13 protein-coding genes and 2 pseudogenes are annotated in these 15,763 nt (G+C 74.2%); 10 read left to right on the top strand and 5 right to left on the bottom strand.

Going from position 1 to position 15,763, the window contains the following annotated elements:
* Nucleotides 1–191 precede the first annotated feature (191 nt).
* Both G7Z13_RS02100 and G7Z13_RS02105 read right to left on the bottom strand, forming a co-directional pair.
* On the bottom strand, nucleotides 192–2,279 hold the full coding sequence (locus tag G7Z13_RS02100; protein ID WP_165995467.1) for an MMPL family transporter: 2,088 nt from the start codon (nucleotides 2,277–2,279) through the stop codon (nucleotides 192–194).
* A 234-nt stretch (nucleotides 2,280–2,513) separates the two neighbouring features.
* Nucleotides 2,514–3,020: a MarR family transcriptional regulator gene (locus G7Z13_RS02105; protein WP_165995469.1), complete on the bottom strand. Its 507-nt coding sequence runs from the start codon at nucleotides 3,018–3,020 to the stop codon at nucleotides 2,514–2,516.
* Between the two features lie 397 nt (nucleotides 3,021–3,417).
* Here G7Z13_RS02105 and G7Z13_RS02110 point away from each other — a divergent pair, with 397 nt between their 5' ends.
* Both G7Z13_RS02110 and G7Z13_RS02115 read left to right on the top strand, forming a co-directional pair.
* Nucleotides 3,418–4,950, top strand: a complete 1,533-nt coding sequence (locus G7Z13_RS02110; protein WP_165995471.1) for an SDR family oxidoreductase — start codon at nucleotides 3,418–3,420, stop codon at nucleotides 4,948–4,950.
* 30 nt (nucleotides 4,951–4,980) lie between these two features.
* Complete coding sequence (locus tag G7Z13_RS02115; protein WP_165995473.1) at nucleotides 4,981–6,348, top strand: deoxyribodipyrimidine photo-lyase; 1,368 nt, start codon at nucleotides 4,981–4,983, stop codon at nucleotides 6,346–6,348.
* A 70-nt stretch (nucleotides 6,349–6,418) separates the two neighbouring features.
* On the opposite strand, the pseudogene G7Z13_RS02120 reads toward G7Z13_RS02115, so the two are convergent.
* Nucleotides 6,419–6,891 (bottom strand): annotated as a pseudogene (locus tag G7Z13_RS02120) (transcriptional regulator); the annotation flags it as partial.
* Between the two features lie 272 nt (nucleotides 6,892–7,163).
* Here G7Z13_RS02120 and G7Z13_RS02125 point away from each other — a divergent pair.
* The 5 genes and pseudogenes from G7Z13_RS02125 to G7Z13_RS02145 all read left to right on the top strand — a co-directional run bounded on the left by G7Z13_RS02125 (nucleotide 7,164) and on the right by G7Z13_RS02145 (nucleotide 9,963).
* Nucleotides 7,164–7,823 (top strand): PhzF family phenazine biosynthesis protein, encoded by a 660-nt coding sequence (locus G7Z13_RS02125; RefSeq protein WP_240926086.1) that lies wholly within the window; start codon nucleotides 7,164–7,166, stop codon nucleotides 7,821–7,823.
* 57 nt (nucleotides 7,824–7,880) lie between these two features.
* Nucleotides 7,881–8,564, top strand: coding sequence for a maleylpyruvate isomerase family mycothiol-dependent enzyme (locus G7Z13_RS02130; protein ID WP_165995476.1), 684 nt, complete (start codon nucleotides 7,881–7,883; stop codon nucleotides 8,562–8,564).
* Between the two features lie 140 nt (nucleotides 8,565–8,704).
* Nucleotides 8,705–8,809, top strand: a pseudogene (locus tag G7Z13_RS02135) (SPW repeat protein); the annotation flags it as partial.
* 277 nt (nucleotides 8,810–9,086) lie between these two features.
* On the top strand, nucleotides 9,087–9,359 hold the full coding sequence (locus G7Z13_RS02140) for a GlsB/YeaQ/YmgE family stress response membrane protein (RefSeq protein WP_165995478.1): 273 nt from the start codon (nucleotides 9,087–9,089) through the stop codon (nucleotides 9,357–9,359).
* 91 nt (nucleotides 9,360–9,450) lie between these two features.
* Complete coding sequence (locus G7Z13_RS02145) at nucleotides 9,451–9,963, top strand: nucleoside deaminase (protein ID WP_165995480.1); 513 nt, start codon at nucleotides 9,451–9,453, stop codon at nucleotides 9,961–9,963.
* A gap of 3 nt (nucleotides 9,964–9,966) precedes the next feature.
* On the opposite strand, the gene G7Z13_RS02150 is transcribed toward G7Z13_RS02145, so the two are convergent.
* Entirely contained in the window at nucleotides 9,967–10,749 is a 783-nt protein-coding gene (locus tag G7Z13_RS02150; RefSeq protein ID WP_165995482.1) for a TetR/AcrR family transcriptional regulator C-terminal domain-containing protein, read from the bottom strand.
* Nucleotides 10,750–11,657: 908 nt separating this feature from the next.
* Between G7Z13_RS02150 and G7Z13_RS02160 the strand changes: the two genes are divergently transcribed.
* From G7Z13_RS02160 to G7Z13_RS02170, 3 genes are read left to right on the top strand one after another with little or no spacing between them, the layout of a single operon-like run.
* Nucleotides 11,658–11,837 carry a hypothetical protein gene (locus G7Z13_RS02160; protein ID WP_165994878.1) on the top strand — a complete coding sequence of 60 codons (180 nt, stop codon included), beginning with the start codon at nucleotides 11,658–11,660 and terminating at the stop codon, nucleotides 11,835–11,837.
* Between the two features lie 29 nt (nucleotides 11,838–11,866).
* A complete protein-coding gene (locus G7Z13_RS02165; protein WP_240926087.1) occupies nucleotides 11,867–13,708 on the top strand; it encodes an EAL domain-containing protein in 1,842 nt (613 codons plus the stop codon).
* A 5-nt stretch (nucleotides 13,709–13,713) separates the two neighbouring features.
* A complete protein-coding gene (locus tag G7Z13_RS02170) occupies nucleotides 13,714–14,460 on the top strand; it encodes a class I SAM-dependent methyltransferase (protein WP_165995484.1) in 747 nt (248 codons plus the stop codon).
* Nucleotides 14,461–15,031: 571 nt separating this feature from the next.
* Here the strand turns inward: G7Z13_RS02170 and G7Z13_RS02175 are convergent.
* On the bottom strand, nucleotides 15,032–15,739 hold the full coding sequence (locus G7Z13_RS02175; RefSeq protein WP_206312980.1) for a chaplin family protein: 708 nt from the start codon (nucleotides 15,737–15,739) through the stop codon (nucleotides 15,032–15,034).
* Nucleotides 15,740–15,763 lie beyond the last annotated feature (24 nt).

Genomic DNA, 15,763 nt, shown 5'->3' on the forward strand with positions numbered 1-15,763 from the left:
GGCTTGGCCCGGTCGCGTCGGGTGGCCGGTCGGTCCGTACGGCGGTCCGCCGGCGGGTGGCCGGTCGGTCCGTACGGCGGTCCGCCGTCGGGTGGTCCGTCGGCCCGTACGGCGGTCCGTCCGTACGGCGGTCCGTGCCCGGCCGGGTACCCGTGCGCCGCAGAGGACATTGCGGCGCCCGGGTGGGGTCCCTACGGGGTGTCCCGGCGGGTGCGCGCCAGCCGGCCCGGCCACCAGGCGGGCGGGCCGATGTCGCGGACCAGGGCGGGGACGAGCAGGGAGCGGACGACGAGGGTGTCGAGCAGGACGCCGAAGGCGACGATGAACGCGATCTGCGCCAGGAAGGCCAGCGGGATCACGCCGAGCGCGGCGAAGGTGGCGGCGAGGACGACACCGGCCGAGGTGATCACCCCGCCGGTGCTCACCAGGCCCCGCAGCACGCCGTGGCGGACGCCGTGCCGCAGGGACTCCTCGCGGACCCGGTCCATCAGGAAGATGTTGTAGTCGACGCCGAGGGCGACCAGGAAGACGAACCCGTACAGGGGAACCGACGGGTCGGTCGCGGTGAAGCCGAACACGTGCGGGAAAACCAGCGCGGAGACGCCCAGCGTGGCCAGGAAGTTGAGCGCCACGGTCGCGACGAGCAGGGCGGGCAGCAGCAGGGAACGCAGCAGCGCGGTGAGGATGACGAAGATGATCGCCAGCACCACGGGCACGATGAGGCCGCGGTCCCGCTCGGCCGTGCGCAGGGTGTCGTACCGCTGCGCGGTGTAGCCGCCGACCTTGGCGTCGGCACCGGGTACGGCGTGCAGGGCTGTCCGCAGCCGGGCCACGGTGTCCTGGGCGGCGTCGCTGTCGGAGGCGGCGCGCAGGGTGACGTCGACCCGGACCCGTCCGTCGACGACGAGCGGTTCGCCGCCGGGACGGCCGTTGCCGGTGACCGCGGCCGCCGCGGCGACGCCCTCGGTGGCCCGGGCCGCGGCCAGCACCCGGGGCAGCCGGTCGGTGTCCGCGATGACCACGGCCGGGGTGCCGGAGCCGCCGGGGAAGTGCCGGCCGAGGGTGGCCTGCGCGGCCACGGACGGGGCGTCGTTGACGAAGGTCTCGTCGAGGGGCACGCCCTTGGAGGCGAGGCCGGGCGCGAACGCCGCGCAGGCGAGCAGCGCGGCGAGGGACACGGCCCACACCCGGCGCGGTGCCCGGTCGACCAGGCTCGCGATCCGCTGCCAGATCCCGGTGCCGTCGCTCGGGTCGGCGGCCGGGCGGGGCTTGGCGGGCCAGTAGGCGGCGCGTCCGAGCAGTACGAGGACGGCGGGCAGGAAGGTGAGGGAGGCGAGGACGGCGCAGCCGATGCCGATCGCGCCGACCGGGCCCAGTGCCCGGTTGTTGGTCAGGTCGCTGAGCAGCAGGGCCAGCAGTCCGAGCGCGACGGTGGCGGCGCTGGCCACGACGGCGCCCCAGGAGCGCCGTACGGCGGCGGTGACGGCCGCGAACCGGTCGGTGCGGGCGGCGAGTTCCTCGCGGTAGCGGGCGGTGACGAGCAGCGCGTAGTCGGTGGCCGCGCCGATGACGAGGATGGAGAGGATGCCCTGCACCTGGCCGTCGACGCGCACCACGCCCCGGTCGGCGAGCGCGTAGACGATCGCGCAGGCCAGTCCGAGGGCGAAGACCGAGCCCAGGATGATCACCAGCGGCAGCAGCACGCTGCGGTAGACCAGCAGCAGGATGACCAGGACGGTCACCAGGGCGACGCCGAGCAGCAGGCCGTCGATGCCCGCGAAGGCGTCGGAGAGATCGGCCTGGGTGGCGGCGGGTCCGGCCAGCTGGACGGTGGTGCCGGGGACGCGTTCGGCGGCGGTACGGATCCGCTCCAGCGCGTCGGGCAGGTCGTCGCCGAGGTCGGGCCGCAGCGGTACGACGCCCTGGAGCGCCTTTCCGTCCTCGGCGAGCAGTGCCGGGGAGACCTGGCCCGCCACACCGGGCGTGCCGGTGAGCGAGGCGAGGACGCGGCCGGCCGTGTCGCGGCGGTCGGCCACGGAGGCGCCGTCGGGGTCGGTCCACACCACGACGGCGGGCAGCGTCTCCTCCTGGCGGAACGCCCGCTGTTCGGTGATGACCTCCGTGGACTCGGCGCTGCGCGGCAGGAAGGCGGCCTGGTCGTTGGTCGCGACCTCGCCGAGCCGGCCGGCGAAGGGGCCGAGGGCGCCGCCGATGCCGAGCCAGACGGCGAGCAGCAGCAGGGGGACGAGCAGACGGGCACGTCGGGGATTGGGGGGCATGGTCTCCGGGCTCCGGCGTAGGGCGTACGGCGTTGGGGGTGGGGTGGGAGTGAGGGGGCGCGGGGTCGGGGAAGGATGGACGTCGGAGTCGCGATCGACTCAACGATGAAGAATCTCAATGATTGAGTTACCTCGCGGCGAGGGTGATCTTAGGCGACGTACTCTCTTCCGGTGACAGGTCGCCCCCGGATGCGGGGTCGGGCCGGTCGATCGAGGAAACCGAGGATGCGGGGCTCAGCGGCCGCCGCGGGGCCTGCGCCCGCCCAGCTCCTCGTTCATCGCCGTGAGGAACCGCAGCACCACGGCCAGTTCGTCCTCGTCGAAGCGGTCGGTGGCGGCCTGGGCCGCCTCCGCGAGCGGGCGGAAGTGGATCCGCGCGGCCGGGCGGGCGTCGGCCGCGTAGTGCAGGTGGACGACCCGGCGGTCCGCGCTCTCCCGCACCCGCCGGATGTGTCCGGCGCGCTCCAGCCGGTCCAGGCAGGCCGTGACGGCGCCGGAGGTGAGGCCGAGGTGTTCGCGCAGCCGCCCGGGGGTCATGGGTTCCTCGGCGTCGAGGATCGCGGCGAGCGCGTGGACGTCGGTCGTGTGCAGCCCCTGCTCGCCGGCGAAGCCCTGCATCAGGCGGTTGATCTCGCCGTGCAGGCGGCGCAGCTGGACGGCGAAGGAGTGCAGGTCGGACGCGGCGCCCCCGCTGGGCTCCGAGGGTCGTGCCGGCTGCTCCCGGTCGTCTGCTGTGGCCACGTGATCAGCCTATAGAACCACCACCGGCGCCCACCCGACCGGTCGGCGCCCGCGCCCCGCCCGGGCACCTTCCGCGAGGCCTCGCACTGCGCGCGGGACGGTGCCGTACGTCGGACGGCTCGCACGGCGCGCGGGACCGGCGGCGTACGCCGGACGCGGCCTCGGCTCAAGGCGGGCCGGCGGCCCGGCCTCCGCCGGCTGGGCGTCGACCGGCTGGGCGCACCGTCCTCTCGGAACGGGCTCCGCCGGACACCGCCGTGGCGCGGCGTGCCTCAGCCGTCCGGCGCAGTGCGCATCCACGACGGCCCCTTCCGTGGAAGTCATCAGCAGACGGCGGCGGCCCGGCGCCGGGACGCGGTGCGCCGCGGTGCGGGACGAGAGAGGGACCGAGCGCGAGATGAACGGTGACGACACGACGGCGGAGCCGCTGCGCTGCCTGGTGACGGGCGCGACCGGCTACATCGGCGGGCGGCTGGTCCCCGAGCTGCTGGGCGCCGGACACCGGGTGCGGTGTCTGGCCCGCTCCCCCGGCAAGCTGCGCGACCACCCGTGGGCCGGCGACGTGGAGATCGTCCGGGGCGATGTCACGGACGACGCCTCGGTCGGCGCGGCCCTGCGGGACGTGGACGTGGCGTACTACCTGGTGCACGCGCTGGGCAGCGGCACGGACTTCGAGGAGACGGACCGGCGGGCGGCGACCGTGTTCGCCCGGCGGGCCCGCGCCGCGGGGGTGCGGCGCGTGGTCTACCTCGGCGGCCTCACCCCGGCGGGCGTCCCCGAACGGGACCTGTCGCCGCACCTGCGCTCGCGCGCCGAGGTGGGCCGCATCCTGCTCGCGTCCGGCGTGCCCACGACCGTGCTGCGGGCGGCGGTGATCCTCGGCTCCGGCTCGGCCTCCTTCGAGATGCTGCGGTACCTGACCGAGCGCCTGCCGGTCATGGTCACCCCCAGCTGGGTGCACACCCGGATCCAGCCCATCGCCGTACGGGACGTGCTGCGCATGCTGGTCGGCAGTGCGCGGATGCCCGCGGAGGTGAACCGCGCCTTCGACATCGGCGGCCCGGAGGTGCTGACGTACCGCGACATGATGCGGCGCTACGCGCGGATCGCCGGACTGCCGCGCCGTCTCGTCGTCCCCGTACCGGTCCTCACGCCCGGCCTGTCCAGCCACTGGGTCGGCCTCGTCACCCCGGTGCCCGCGTCCATCGCCCGGCCGCTCGCCGAGTCGCTGCGCCACGAGGTCGTCTGCCACGAGCACGACATCGCCCGCTACGTCCCCGACCCACCCGGGCATCCGCTCGGTTTCGACGAGGCGGTACGGCTCGCGCTGCAGCGGGTGCGGGAGGCCCGGGTGGACACCCGCTGGTCGAACGCCGCGGTGCCCGGCGCCCCGAGCGACCCGCTGCCCACCGACCCGGACTGGGCGGGCGGCAGTCTCTACACGGACGAGCGCGAGATCACGGTGAACGCCTCGCGGGAGGCGCTGTGGCGGGTCATCGAGGGCATCGGCGGCGAGCACGGCTGGTACTCCTTCTCGCTCGCCTGGTCCGTGCGCGGCCGGCTGGACCGACTGGCCGGCGGGGTCGGACTGCGCCGCGGCCGCCGCGACGCCCATCGGCTGCGGGCCGGTGACTCGCTGGACTTCTGGCGGGTGGAGGAGATCGAGCGGGGGCGGCTGCTGCGGCTGCGGGCCGAGATGCGGCTGCCGGGGCTGGCCTGGCTGGAGATGTACGCCGAGACGGACCCGGCCGGCCACACCCGGTACCGCCAGCGCGCCCTGTTCCACCCGCGCGGTCTGCTCGGCCAGGCCTACTGGTGGGGCGTGTCGCCCTTCCACGCCCTGGTGTTCGGCGGCATGGCCCGCAACATCGCGAAGGCCGCGGCCAGGAGACCGGTCCCGTCCGACCGGACGCCCGAGCCCGCCCGCTGACCCCTCACCCGTCCGCCCCGGAGATACCCCATGAACACCTCGATCGTCCTGTTCACCTGCGATCTGCGGCTGCACGATCATCCGCCGCTGCGCGCCGCGCTGGAGGGCGGCCGGCAGGTGGTGCCGCTGTTCGTGCGGGACCGGGCGGTGGCCGCCGCCGGGTTCGACGTGCCGAACCGGCGCGCGTTCCTCGCGGACTGCCTGCGCGACCTGGACGCGGGGCTGCGCGAGCGCGGCGGGCGGCTGGTGGTGCGCTCGGGCGACGTGGTGGCGGAGGTGTGCCGGGTGGCGGCGGAGACGGACGCCGACGAGGTGCACCTCGCGGCCGACGTCAGCGCCTTCGCGCACCGCCGCGAGGAGCGCCTGCGCCGGGAGCTGGGTGGTGGCGGCCGCCGGCTGCACGTCCACGACACGGTGACCTGGGCGGTCACGCCCGGCGCGGTGACCCCCTCCTCCTCCGACCACTTCGCGGTGTTCACCCCGTACTTCCGGCACTGGGAGCGCCGGCGGCTGCGCGCCCCGCTGCGCCCGCCCCGGTTCGTCCCGGTGCCCGACGGGGTCGGCTCCGAGCCGGTCCCCGCCCGCCACGAGGTGACCGGGACGTCGCCGGGGCTGGCCACCGGCGGGGAACGGGAGGGCAGGCGGCGGCTCGCGAACTGGCTGCGGTACGGTCTCGCCGCCTACGCCGACCGTCACGACGACCTCGCCGCCGACGCCACCTCGCGCCTCTCACCGCATCTGCACTTCGGCACCCTCTCCCCCGTCGAGCTGGTCCACCTGGCGCGCCGGGCTGAAGGTCCGGGCGCGGAGGCGTTCGTACGGCAGCTGGCCTGGCGCGACTTCCACCGCCAGGTGCTGGCGGCCCGGCCACGGGCGGCGTCCGCCGACTACCGCACCCTGCACGACCACTGGCGCACCGAGCGCACCGCGCGCGCCGACATCGAGGCGTGGCGGGAGGGCCGTACCGGCTATCCGGTGGTCGACGCGGCGATGCGCCAGCTGCTGTACGAGGGCTGGATGCACAACCGGGCGCGGCTGCTGGCGGCGAGTTTCCTGACCAAGACGCTGTACGTCGACTGGCGCGTCGGCGCCCGCCACTTCCTGGACCTCCTGGTGGACGGCGACCTGGCCAACAACCAGCTCAACTGGCAGTGGGTGGCCGGGACCGGCACCGACACCCGGCCGGACCGGGTCCTCAACCCCGTCATCCAGGGCAGGCGCCACGACCCGGACGGCGCGTACGTACGGCGCTGGGTGCCGGAGCTGCGGGAGGTGGCGGGGCCCGCCGTGCACGAGCCGTGGCGGCTCGCCGGGCCGGTCGCGCCGGACTATCCGGATCCGATCGTCGGCCTGGCGGACGGGCTGGCCCGCTTCAGGCGGGCGCGGCAGCGCGACTGACGCGGACGCCGCCCCGGCCGTTCCGCCGCCCGTTGCCGCCTTCCCGTCGCCCGTTCCTCGCGAGCGCCGCTCAGGCGTGGGAGCGGTACGTCGCGCTCAGCAGGTCCAGCGCCTCCGCGAGTCCGGCCGGCCTCGGCAGCCCGGCCGCGGGGCGTCCCGCCCAGCCGGGTCCGCCCAGCACCACCAGCGGCTGCCGGCGCGCCCCCTTGACGCCCCACCGGGTGCCGCCGACGTGCCGAACACCCGGGTGGGCACGCCGCGCTGCCCGGGCCCGGCGTTCAGCGCCTCCAGCGGCAGGGTGTGCTGCTCGCCGGGGACACAGGCCAGCAGCACGGGTCCGGCGAGGCCGGCTCCCCGGGCCGGCGGGGTCGGGGTGTGCCGGCGCAGCGTGGTGGACACGTGCCAGGACAGCAGGTGCTCGACCTCGACGTACCGGTCGCCGGAGGTGGCCCACTTGCGTCCCATGGCGTGCAGCGTGGGCACCATGACCTCCTGCCAGGCCACGGTCAGTCCGTGCTCGTCCACCGCGGCGGCCAACTGGTCCAGCAGCCCCGATCAGGGCCTGCGCCCGCTACGCGACCCGGACACACCGGAAGACACCGACGACGAGGGACAGGACCGCCATTCACCACCGACGGTGACCACGGACGTGACATAGGGGCCCGCTTCGGCCACTCAGCCAGGGCGCCGCTACCTGACCGCGGTAAGTGCTGGTGCCGCGCCGCTGGGGCGGCTGAGGCGGCATGACAGAGCGGCCTGGCTCCGTGAGTCGCGAGGCGAGGGTAAATGACTTGCTGACCTGCTTGAATGCCCGGGTGACCCCTGACATTCTCTTTCTCCGCGTCTTCTGCGACACGAACGGCAACTACGGCAATGTCCTGGGCGTAGTGCGCGACGGCCGTGCCTTCCCCGACGAGCAGTCCAGACAGGCCCTGGCCCGGGAACTGGGGCTCAGCGAAACCGTATTCATAGACGACGCCCACCGGGGCATCGTGGACATCTACACGCCAGGGGTGCGCCTTCCGTTTGCCGGGTACCCGCTCGTCGGCGTGGCCTGGCTCCTCGGTCTGGAGAGGCTGGAGCTTCCTGTGGGGTGCATCCCCGTCCGCCATGCCGACGGATTCCCGTGGATCAGTGCGCGAGCAGAGTGGGTGCCGCCGCGCACGCTGCGGCAGTACGGCAGCACGCAGGAGGTCGATGCGCTAGCGGTGCCGGAACCGGGAGAGTGGGTGTACGCCTGGGCCTGGCAGGACGAGGCCGCCGGCCGAGTCCGGGCCCGGGGATTCCCAGGCCGTGGCGACGGCATTCACGAGGACGAAGCGACCGGCGCGGCAGCGCTCCTGCTCGCCGACCGGTTGGGGCGGGCTGTTGCGGTCACCCAAGGCAGAGGGTCGCAGATCATGGCGGCCCCCGGCTCTGACGGGACGACGCACATCGGCGGACGGGTCTGCGCCGTTGAGAAGCCTGCGTGCTGAGCTCCAGGTCATGGCCAACTGGGTGCCTGAGGGAGCCCGGTTGGTAGCGTCACCGGCATGAATCAAGATCGCGTGCTCGAAGCATTCCGCCAGGAATCTGGGGTGCTCAGTGATGCCATATCAGAACTGTCCGAAGCTGAGTGGAGCCTCCCGACACGCTGCACCCCGTGGACCGTACGCGACCTGCTCGGGCACGTGTGCGTCGTGATCGATTGGCTTCCGGGCATGCTGGACGCGCCAGCCCCGGGTGCGGCCACGATCTCCGCTGCGGATTACTACCGCCCGGACGACCGCTTCTCACCCCAGACCAACAGTGCCCGGATCGCCCTGGCTCAGGACCGAGCAGCAGAACCGGCTGATGGTGCCGCCTTCGCCGAGCATTTCACCGCGACCTGGCAGCGGGTCGACCGGCTGTGCCGGGTCCAGCCGTCCAGCCGTACCGTCTGGACGCGTCATGGCGACGCCATGCTCTTGCCGGAGTACCTGCTCACCCGAGTCGTCGAAGTCGCTGTCCACGGCCTTGACCTGGCTGATGCACTCGGACGCGAACCCTGGCTCACCTCGTCAGCCGGTGACGCCGTGCTGGAGCTGCTTCTCGGCGCAGAGCAGATGGCGGCCGCCGACAAGTTGGGTTGGAGCCAGCCGCACTTCTTGCGCAAAGCTACCGGCCGTGAGCCGTTGGACGAAACAGAGGCCGCGCAGATCGAACAGCTCGGCATCCGATGGCTCGCCCTGGGCTGACACCTGCGCTCCACTGCAACAAGATCATCCCACGACAGCGCTCGGAGTGATTGCTGCCGACGTTCAACGAACTCTCGTTTTCTGACCAGGGTTATTCAACAACCCGGCCCTTTCTGTACCGCAATTACTCACACCCGGGACCGGACGCGGGCGTGATCTGGAACAACATCGTCATCGGCGCCCTGGCCATGGTCCTGGGCGCGGTCTGCGCGGCGACGGCCGCGAAGAGCGCCTCCTGGCCGTAGACGAGCGGGAGCGACGGGAGAAACGGAGAGACGGGGGCGGACCAGAGGAGTCGGGGGCGGACGAGGACGGACGGCGAGGCCGGCCCGAGCGGGCCGGCCTCTTCGCGTGCGGCACGGCGTGTGCGGCACGGCGTGTGCGCCACAGCGGCCGGCACGGGGGCGCGCACGACGCCGGGCACCGGACAGCGGGAACGCGTGGTCCGGACCCCTGCGGGCACCCGCATGCGAGCGGGGTGCCTCACCGCATCCCGGCAGACTCTCGACAGGAGGAGCGAAGATGGAGATATCCGGCCTTATCAGCGCCCTGGTGATCGGCATCGTCATCGGCGTCCTCGGTCGCCTGGCCGTGCCGGGCCGTCAGCACATCGGCGTGCTGTGGACGATCCTCGTCGGCATCGTGGCCGCGCTGCTCGGCTCCGCGCTCGCCGGCGCACTGGGCGTGCGTGACACCAACGGCGTCGACTGGGTCGAATGGCTCATCCAGATCGCCCTCGCCGCGCTGGGCGTGGTGGCCCTGAGCCGCACCAAGGTCGCCAGGGTCCGGCACTGACGGCCGCGCCCGCACAGCACGGTCCGGGCGACTGTGGGAGGGTGCGGGCGCACAGGCCGGCGAGTTCACAGCGCGAGGAGGACCGTACGCCATGGTCGTGAAGGAGACCGAACTGCCGTACCTGCGACGCTGCGTGGAGCTGGCGGAGCAGGCGCTGGACGCCGGGGACGAGCCGTTCGGCTCGGTGCTGGTGGGCGCGGACGGCACGGTGCTCGGCGAGGACCACAACCGTGTGGCGTCCGGCGACCGCACCCGCCACCCGGAGTTCGAGCTGGCCCGCTGGTCGGCCACGCGGCTGACGCCCGGGGAGCGGGCGGCGGCGACCGTCTACACGTCCGGCGAGCACTGCCCGATGTGCGCCGCCGCGCACGCCTGGGTGGGCCTCGGCCGGATCGTGTACGTGGTGTCCTCCGAGCAGCTCTCCGGCTGGCTGACGGAGTGGGGCGTGCCCGCGCCGCCGGTGCGGACGCTGCCGGTGCACGAGGTGGCCCCCGGGGTGACGGTGGACGGCCCGGTGCCCGAACTGGCGGACCAGGTTAGGGAGTTGCACCGCAGGTTCTTCCGCGTCCCGCCCGCGACCCCGCGCCCGGGAACCGCCCCCTGACCGTCACGTGAAGCGGTCGAGCAGCGCGTCCAGCCCCGCCGCCAGCGCCTCCGGCCCGGCCGGACCGGCCAGGGCGAGGGCGGTGGCACGCAACCGGGGCAGCTCCTGCGCGGAGATGCGGTGCAGCCCGATGCGGAAGGCGGGATCGGGCTCCTCGGGCACGTCGTCCATCGCGCGCAGCTCGACCAGCAGATAGCCGAGCAGCCACGCGGTGAACGACCGGTGCACGGCGACCGCCTGACGGTCGCTCATACCCGCGTCGGACAGCAGCGCCAGGATCCGCTCGTCGCTGCGCAGCACGGCCGCCGGACGGCGGGCCAGCGGGGTGGACAGCAGCCGGGTGGCGAGCAGCGGGACGACGTTGGGGTGGCGCAGCGCGACCCGGTGGGCGGTACGCGCGATGCGGTGCAGCCCGCCCCGCCAGTCCCCGGCGCGCTCCCCCGCCCCGGCCCCGCGCCGCGACTCAATCCCCTCCCTTGCCCCCAGCCCCAGCCCCTCCCTCTCTCCCGCTCCCTCGCCCAGCTCCCGCTCCAGTTCCAGGCAGAACGCCTCCACCAGCCCGTCGAGCAGCGCGTCCTTGCCGGAGGCGTAGCGGTAGAGCGCCATCGCCTCCACGCCCAGCTCCGCGCCGAGCCGCCGCATGCTCAGCCCGGACAGCCCGTCCCGGTCGACGATCTCCAGCGCCGAGGCGAGCACCCGCTCCCGGTTCAGCCTGCCGTAGCGCCCCCGGTCGCTCGCGCGGCGCCCCTGAACGCCGCCCCGGGGGCCTTCCCGCTCACCCGCCATCACCGCCCACCTCACCCTCGCCACCAGCGCGAACCGGCATCTCTTGACGTAACAGAACGTAGGCGCAAAGTCGTACGTATACGCTGTAAACGTACGACCGCAGCGTACAGCGTCGGGAGCGTTTTCCGATGGCGCACAGCACCCCCACGGACATGGCGCAGGTGGAGCGCCACCTGGCACGGATCCCGGACGGCACGGTCGTGGTGGCTCGCGCCGCAGCACCGGGTGGGGTGGGCCGGGCTGATCGTCAACAGCCGGGTCCTGCTGGACCTGACCGCCGTACCCGCCTGCTTCTTCCTCCCCGCCCTGAGGGTGCGCCGGGTCAGCCCCGACCTGGCGACCCCCTTGCTGCCGGTCGCCTTCGTCGTGACCCGCGCGCCCTCAAAGCCTTGGGTCCACCGCCCGCCGCACCCCGCCGGCGAGGCTCGACCAGGACTATCCGTACGCCTACGACGTATGGCTGTGCGAGGAGGTCCCGAGCGAGGAGACCGCCCGGTGGTGCCGCGAACACCACGCGCGGATGTCCTCGCGGCGCGGAGCCGCGGCCTGTCAGCGGGCCGGCCGGCCGCGGCGCACCCGCTGCGGGGAGGGCGACATCGCCTGCTTCTCCGACCAGTGGGGATGGGAGCGCTACGACGTCGTCGTCCAGCTCGACGTCGACCACGTGCCCGCACCGGGCTGTCTCGGCGAGATGGTCCGCCCGTTCGCCGACCCCGCGATCGGCTACGTCGCCGCACCCAGCGTGTGCGACGGCAACGCCGACGGCTCCTGGGCCGCGCGGGGCCGGCTCCATCGCGAGGCGAGCCGGCAGGGGCCGCTCCGGCTCGGCCGCTGCCAAGGCCTCGCACCTGCACCGCGCGCCCTTCCCGGGCAGGACGCGGGCGTCGTCGTCGCTGCTGGTGTATCGGATGACGTCGTCGGTCCCGGGTCGACGTGGAACGTGGCGCGCGGGTCCGAGACCGTCGCGGGGCAGCCGGGGACGACGCGCGGGCACCACGCGGGCGCTGTTCCAGGGCAACCAGTGCGCCGAGGACTTCTTCGGCCGCACCCTGACCACCCCGTCCGTCATCGGCGCCGCGCAGCCCTGAGCCGTCCGAGATGCAGGTGCCGACCGGCGATGGCTACGATCGATAGCGAACCGGGCCCCCTCGACGGCCCGGTCTCCTCGGGGCCGAGGAGGAGCCTGCCCTTGCTGCCGGCCCAGCGGCTGATGGCCGCTCATGTGGCGCTGGTCGCGGTCGCCACCGTCGTCTACATGACGGTTCCCGCGACCCGCACCCCGCTGTGGGCCGTGATCGGTCTCGCGGGCGCCGCCGCCGTCGTCGCGGGCGTACGGCTCAACCGGCCCGCCCATCCGTGGCCGTGGTGGGTGCTGGCGGCCGGCCTGGTCACGTTCGTCAGCGGCGACACGTACGACAACGTCATGGAGGAGTACTTCCACGCCTCCAACCCGTTCCCGTCGCCCGCGGACGCCTGCTATCTCGCCACCTACCCGCTGTTCGCGACCGGCCTGTCCGGGCTGGTCCGCTACCGCTGGGCGGGCCGCGACCTGCCCAGCCTGCTGGACGCGCTGATCTTCACCGCGGCGCTCGCGCTGCCGGTGTGGGTGTGCCTGATGCAGCCGCTGACCGAAGTGGACGGCCTGACCTGGCAGCAGCGCGCCATCAGCATCGCCTACCCGCTCGGCGACGTGCTGGTCCTCGCCCTGCTCGCCCGGTTGCTGACACCGCATCCGGTGCACGGCGGCGGCGGCCGGTCGGTGCGGCTGCTGGTCGTCGGCACGGTGACACTGCTCGGCTTCGACATCGCCCACGGCCTGCTCCAGCTCAACGGACTGTGGCAGACGAGCACGCACACCGACTCCGGCTGGATCATCTTCTACACGGCGTGGGGACTGGCCGCGCTGCACCCGTCCATGGTCCGGCTGACCGCCGCGGTCCCGCATCGCGGTTCCCTGCTGCCGCCGCGCCGCCGCCTGGTGCTGCTGGCCGCGGCCACGCTGATCGCCCCGGCGGTCCTGCTGGACGAGGGGCTGCGCGGCACCGCCCACGACGCCCCGGTGATCGCCGTGTTCTCGGCGCTGCTGTTCCTGCTGGTGATCCTGCGGCTGGCCGGGATGGTGGTGGCCCACCACAGGGCCGTCGCCCGGGAACTGGCGCTGCGCCGGGCCGCCGTCTCGCTGGTGTCGGCGGTCCGCCGGGAGGAGGTGGCGGGCTCCTGCGAGGCCGCCGTGGACACCCTGCTGGGGCCGACGGTCCGGCACCGCACCCTGCTGCTGTCCGCCGAGCACGCCGCCCCACGGGACCCGAACCGCACCCGGCTGCTGCCGTACGCGGACCTCGATCCGGACATCGCCGCCCGGCTCGGCGGCGACCTCGCCGGCATGCCCGCCGTCCTGGTCTCCCCGATGACCCCGCCCGTGTCCGGCGAGCTGCCCGGTGTGCTGCTCGTGGCGGCTGCGGCCCGCCGGCTCACCGAGACCTGGCGGTCGCTGGACATCCTCGCCTTCCAGGCGGGCCTCGCCATGGAGGCGCAGGTGATCCAGACGCTGTCCCGGCCGTTCGCGCTCGGCGAGCAGACCGTGACAGGACGACCACACCATCCGGTACGCCAGTCCGTCCGCGGCGCGGTCTCCGCCAGTGTCGGTGTGGCCACCGCCCGGGACAGCACCGACGAGGAGGAGCTGCTGCGCCACGCCGACCTCGCGCTGTACGCGGCGAAGTCGGCCGGGAAACGCCAGTGGCGCCGGTTCCGGCCGATGCTCCAGTCCCGGATGGTGCGGGGGCACGATCTGCAGAGCCGGCTCGCGCAGGCGGTCGCCGGCGAGGAGTTCGCGCTGCGCTACCAGCCGGTCGTGGACATCACCGCGGGTGACGTCGTCGGCTTCGAGGCGCTGGTGCGCTGGCCGCGCTTCCCGCTGCGGTCCCGCAGCCGCGCGGGCCGGGCGGCGAAGAGGTGACCGGCATGCGCGCCACACGCAACGACGACGTCGACTGGGACCGCTGGCCGGTGGCGGACTACCTGGCCGAGAACTACCGCACCCTGCACCCCGCGGACGCGGCGGTGATCGCCCACCACTCCGCGTACTACCGCCGGCTGCCGCCGCACGGACTGGCCAGCAGCGTGGAACTGGGCGCCGGCCCCAACCTCTACCCGCTGATCCTCGCCTCGGCGGTGAGCCGGCGGATCGACGCGGTGGAGGCGGGCGCGGGCAACGTGGCGTATCTGCGGCACCAGATCCTCGACCACCCGGACACCAGCTGGCTGCCGTTCCACGCGCTGTGCCGGCGGCTGAACCCGGCGGTGCCGGCCACCCTCGCGGCCGCGCTGGCGCCGGTGGAGGTGGTGCACGCCGATGCGCGCGCACTGCCGCCGGGGACGTACGAGCTGGCGTCGATGCACTTCGTCGCCGAGGGCGCGACCGAGGACCCGGCCGAGTTCGCCGAGTTCTGCCGGGTGTTCGCCCGGTGCGTGGTGCCCGGCGGGCATCTGGTGGCCGCGTTCATGGAGAACATGCCGACCTACCGGATCGGCCCGGAGTCCTGCTGGCCGGGGTGCCCCGTCGACACCGCACTGGTGCGCGAGGTGTTCGATCCCCTGACGGACCACCTGGAAGTGACCCGCATCGACACGGACCCCACACTGCCGGACTACGGCGACACGGGAATGGTGCTCCTGACGGCCCGGTCGACCACGGCCGAACGAGGCTGAGCGCCCGCGTGCCACCGGGTCCGTCGCGCCGTCCCCGGCGAGCACACCGCCCACCCAGCCGCCCGGTCGCGCCGTCGCCCCGTCGCGCCGTCGCCCCGTCGCCCCGTCGCCCCGTCGCCCCGTCGCCCCGTCGCCCCGCGAACGCTGGTGAAGACGCCGCGTCACGCGCCGGCCCGCGGCGAGCGAGGCGAAGCCGACGCCCTGACCGGGACGGCTCGAGGCCGCACGAACGCGGCGGCGCCCCGACCCCGCCGGCCCGCCGGCCCGCCGCCACGCGAGCGCGGGCGAAGGCGGCGGCACCGCCCGGCCCGGCCGCCCGTCGCGACGGCGCGCGGCTGCGGCTGTACACCGCGGCGGCAGACGGGAGCCGGGCGCGCCCTCGCCACCCGGCGGGCGCGCCCGAGGGAAACCCGGCCGCCGGGCGGGCGCTGTGCACGCGGCCGACGCGATGGAAGGCCCGGCCGGGCGAGTCGTCCGGCCGGGCCTTCCGTCAGGGGACGACCCAGGTCACCCGGCCCGGGTCGAGTGAACCGGGCCGGGTGACCTGGGTCGGTCGACCGGGGGTGGACGGTCAGTCGCCGTCGCCCGGCCTGAACCTGCGGCGCAGCGCGGCACCGCCGAGGACGAGGGCCGTCGCGCCGAGTGCGGCGGGCAGGACCGTGTCCGTGCCGGTGTCGGCGAGGACGGTCGGAGCCGGCGGGCGCTCCGCCTGCGGCGCGGGGGCGGGCTCGGGGTGCGCCTCGACCGGGGGCGTGCCGGTCTCGGGCCGCGGCTTCACCGGCACGTCGGGCGTACCGGGCCGGTCAGGGGTGCCGGGCTGCTCGGGCTTGCCGGGGCTCTTGGGCCCTTCGCCGCCCGAGGTGTTCTCGGACTTGTTGCCGAAGACCGGGTTGCCGATGCCGACCACGTCCATGGTGTTGCCGCTGACGTTGACCGGGACGTCGACGGGCAGCTGCACCCCGTTGCCGGAGATCACGCCGGGCGAGCCCTGGACGGCGCTCTGCGCGGTCGCGCCCCCACCGGAGCTCTTGCCGTCGCCGCCCTCGTTGACGCAGGTGTTGCCCGCGGCGGGGTTCAGCAGTCCCACCACGTTCACGGTGTTCCCGCACACGTTGACCGGCACGTGCACCGGAAGCTGCACGGTGTTGCCGGAGATCACGCCGGGCGAGCCGGCCGCGACGCCCTCCGCCGCGGAGTCGGCGTGCGCGGGCATCGTCAGAGCCATCGCACCGGACGCGGCGGCGACGGCGAACACACCGTTTCGGGTAACCCGTTTCATAGGTTTCCCTGCCTTCCAGAGAGA

The sequence above is a fragment of the Streptomyces sp. JB150 genome (assembly GCF_011193355.1).
Classification (GTDB): Bacteria; Actinomycetota; Actinomycetes; order Streptomycetales; family Streptomycetaceae; genus Streptomyces.

What these genes read in the sequence shown, in the direction of transcription:
- G7Z13_RS02100 (WP_165995467.1), bottom strand. Translation starts at nt 2,279, where the DNA reads ATGCCCCCCAATCCCCGACGTGCCCGTCTGCTCGTCCCCCTGCTGCTG.
- G7Z13_RS02110 (WP_165995471.1), top strand. Translation starts at nt 3,418, where the DNA reads ATGAACGGTGACGACACGACGGCGGAGCCGCTGCGCTGCCTGGTGACG.
- G7Z13_RS02115 (WP_165995473.1), top strand. Translation starts at nt 4,981, where the DNA reads ATGAACACCTCGATCGTCCTGTTCACCTGCGATCTGCGGCTGCACGAT.
- G7Z13_RS02130 (WP_165995476.1), top strand. Translation starts at nt 7,881, where the DNA reads ATGAATCAAGATCGCGTGCTCGAAGCATTCCGCCAGGAATCTGGGGTG.
- G7Z13_RS02140 (WP_165995478.1), top strand. Translation starts at nt 9,087, where the DNA reads ATGGAGATATCCGGCCTTATCAGCGCCCTGGTGATCGGCATCGTCATC.
- G7Z13_RS02145 (WP_165995480.1), top strand. Translation starts at nt 9,451, where the DNA reads ATGGTCGTGAAGGAGACCGAACTGCCGTACCTGCGACGCTGCGTGGAG.
- G7Z13_RS02150 (WP_165995482.1), bottom strand. Translation starts at nt 10,749, where the DNA reads ATGGCGGGTGAGCGGGAAGGCCCCCGGGGCGGCGTTCAGGGGCGCCGC.
- G7Z13_RS02160 (WP_165994878.1), top strand. Translation starts at nt 11,658, where the DNA reads ATGACGTCGTCGGTCCCGGGTCGACGTGGAACGTGGCGCGCGGGTCCG.
- G7Z13_RS02165 (WP_240926087.1), top strand. Translation starts at nt 11,867, where the DNA reads ATGGCTACGATCGATAGCGAACCGGGCCCCCTCGACGGCCCGGTCTCC.
- G7Z13_RS02170 (WP_165995484.1), top strand. Translation starts at nt 13,714, where the DNA reads ATGCGCGCCACACGCAACGACGACGTCGACTGGGACCGCTGGCCGGTG.
- G7Z13_RS02175 (WP_206312980.1), bottom strand. Translation starts at nt 15,739, where the DNA reads ATGAAACGGGTTACCCGAAACGGTGTGTTCGCCGTCGCCGCCGCGTCC.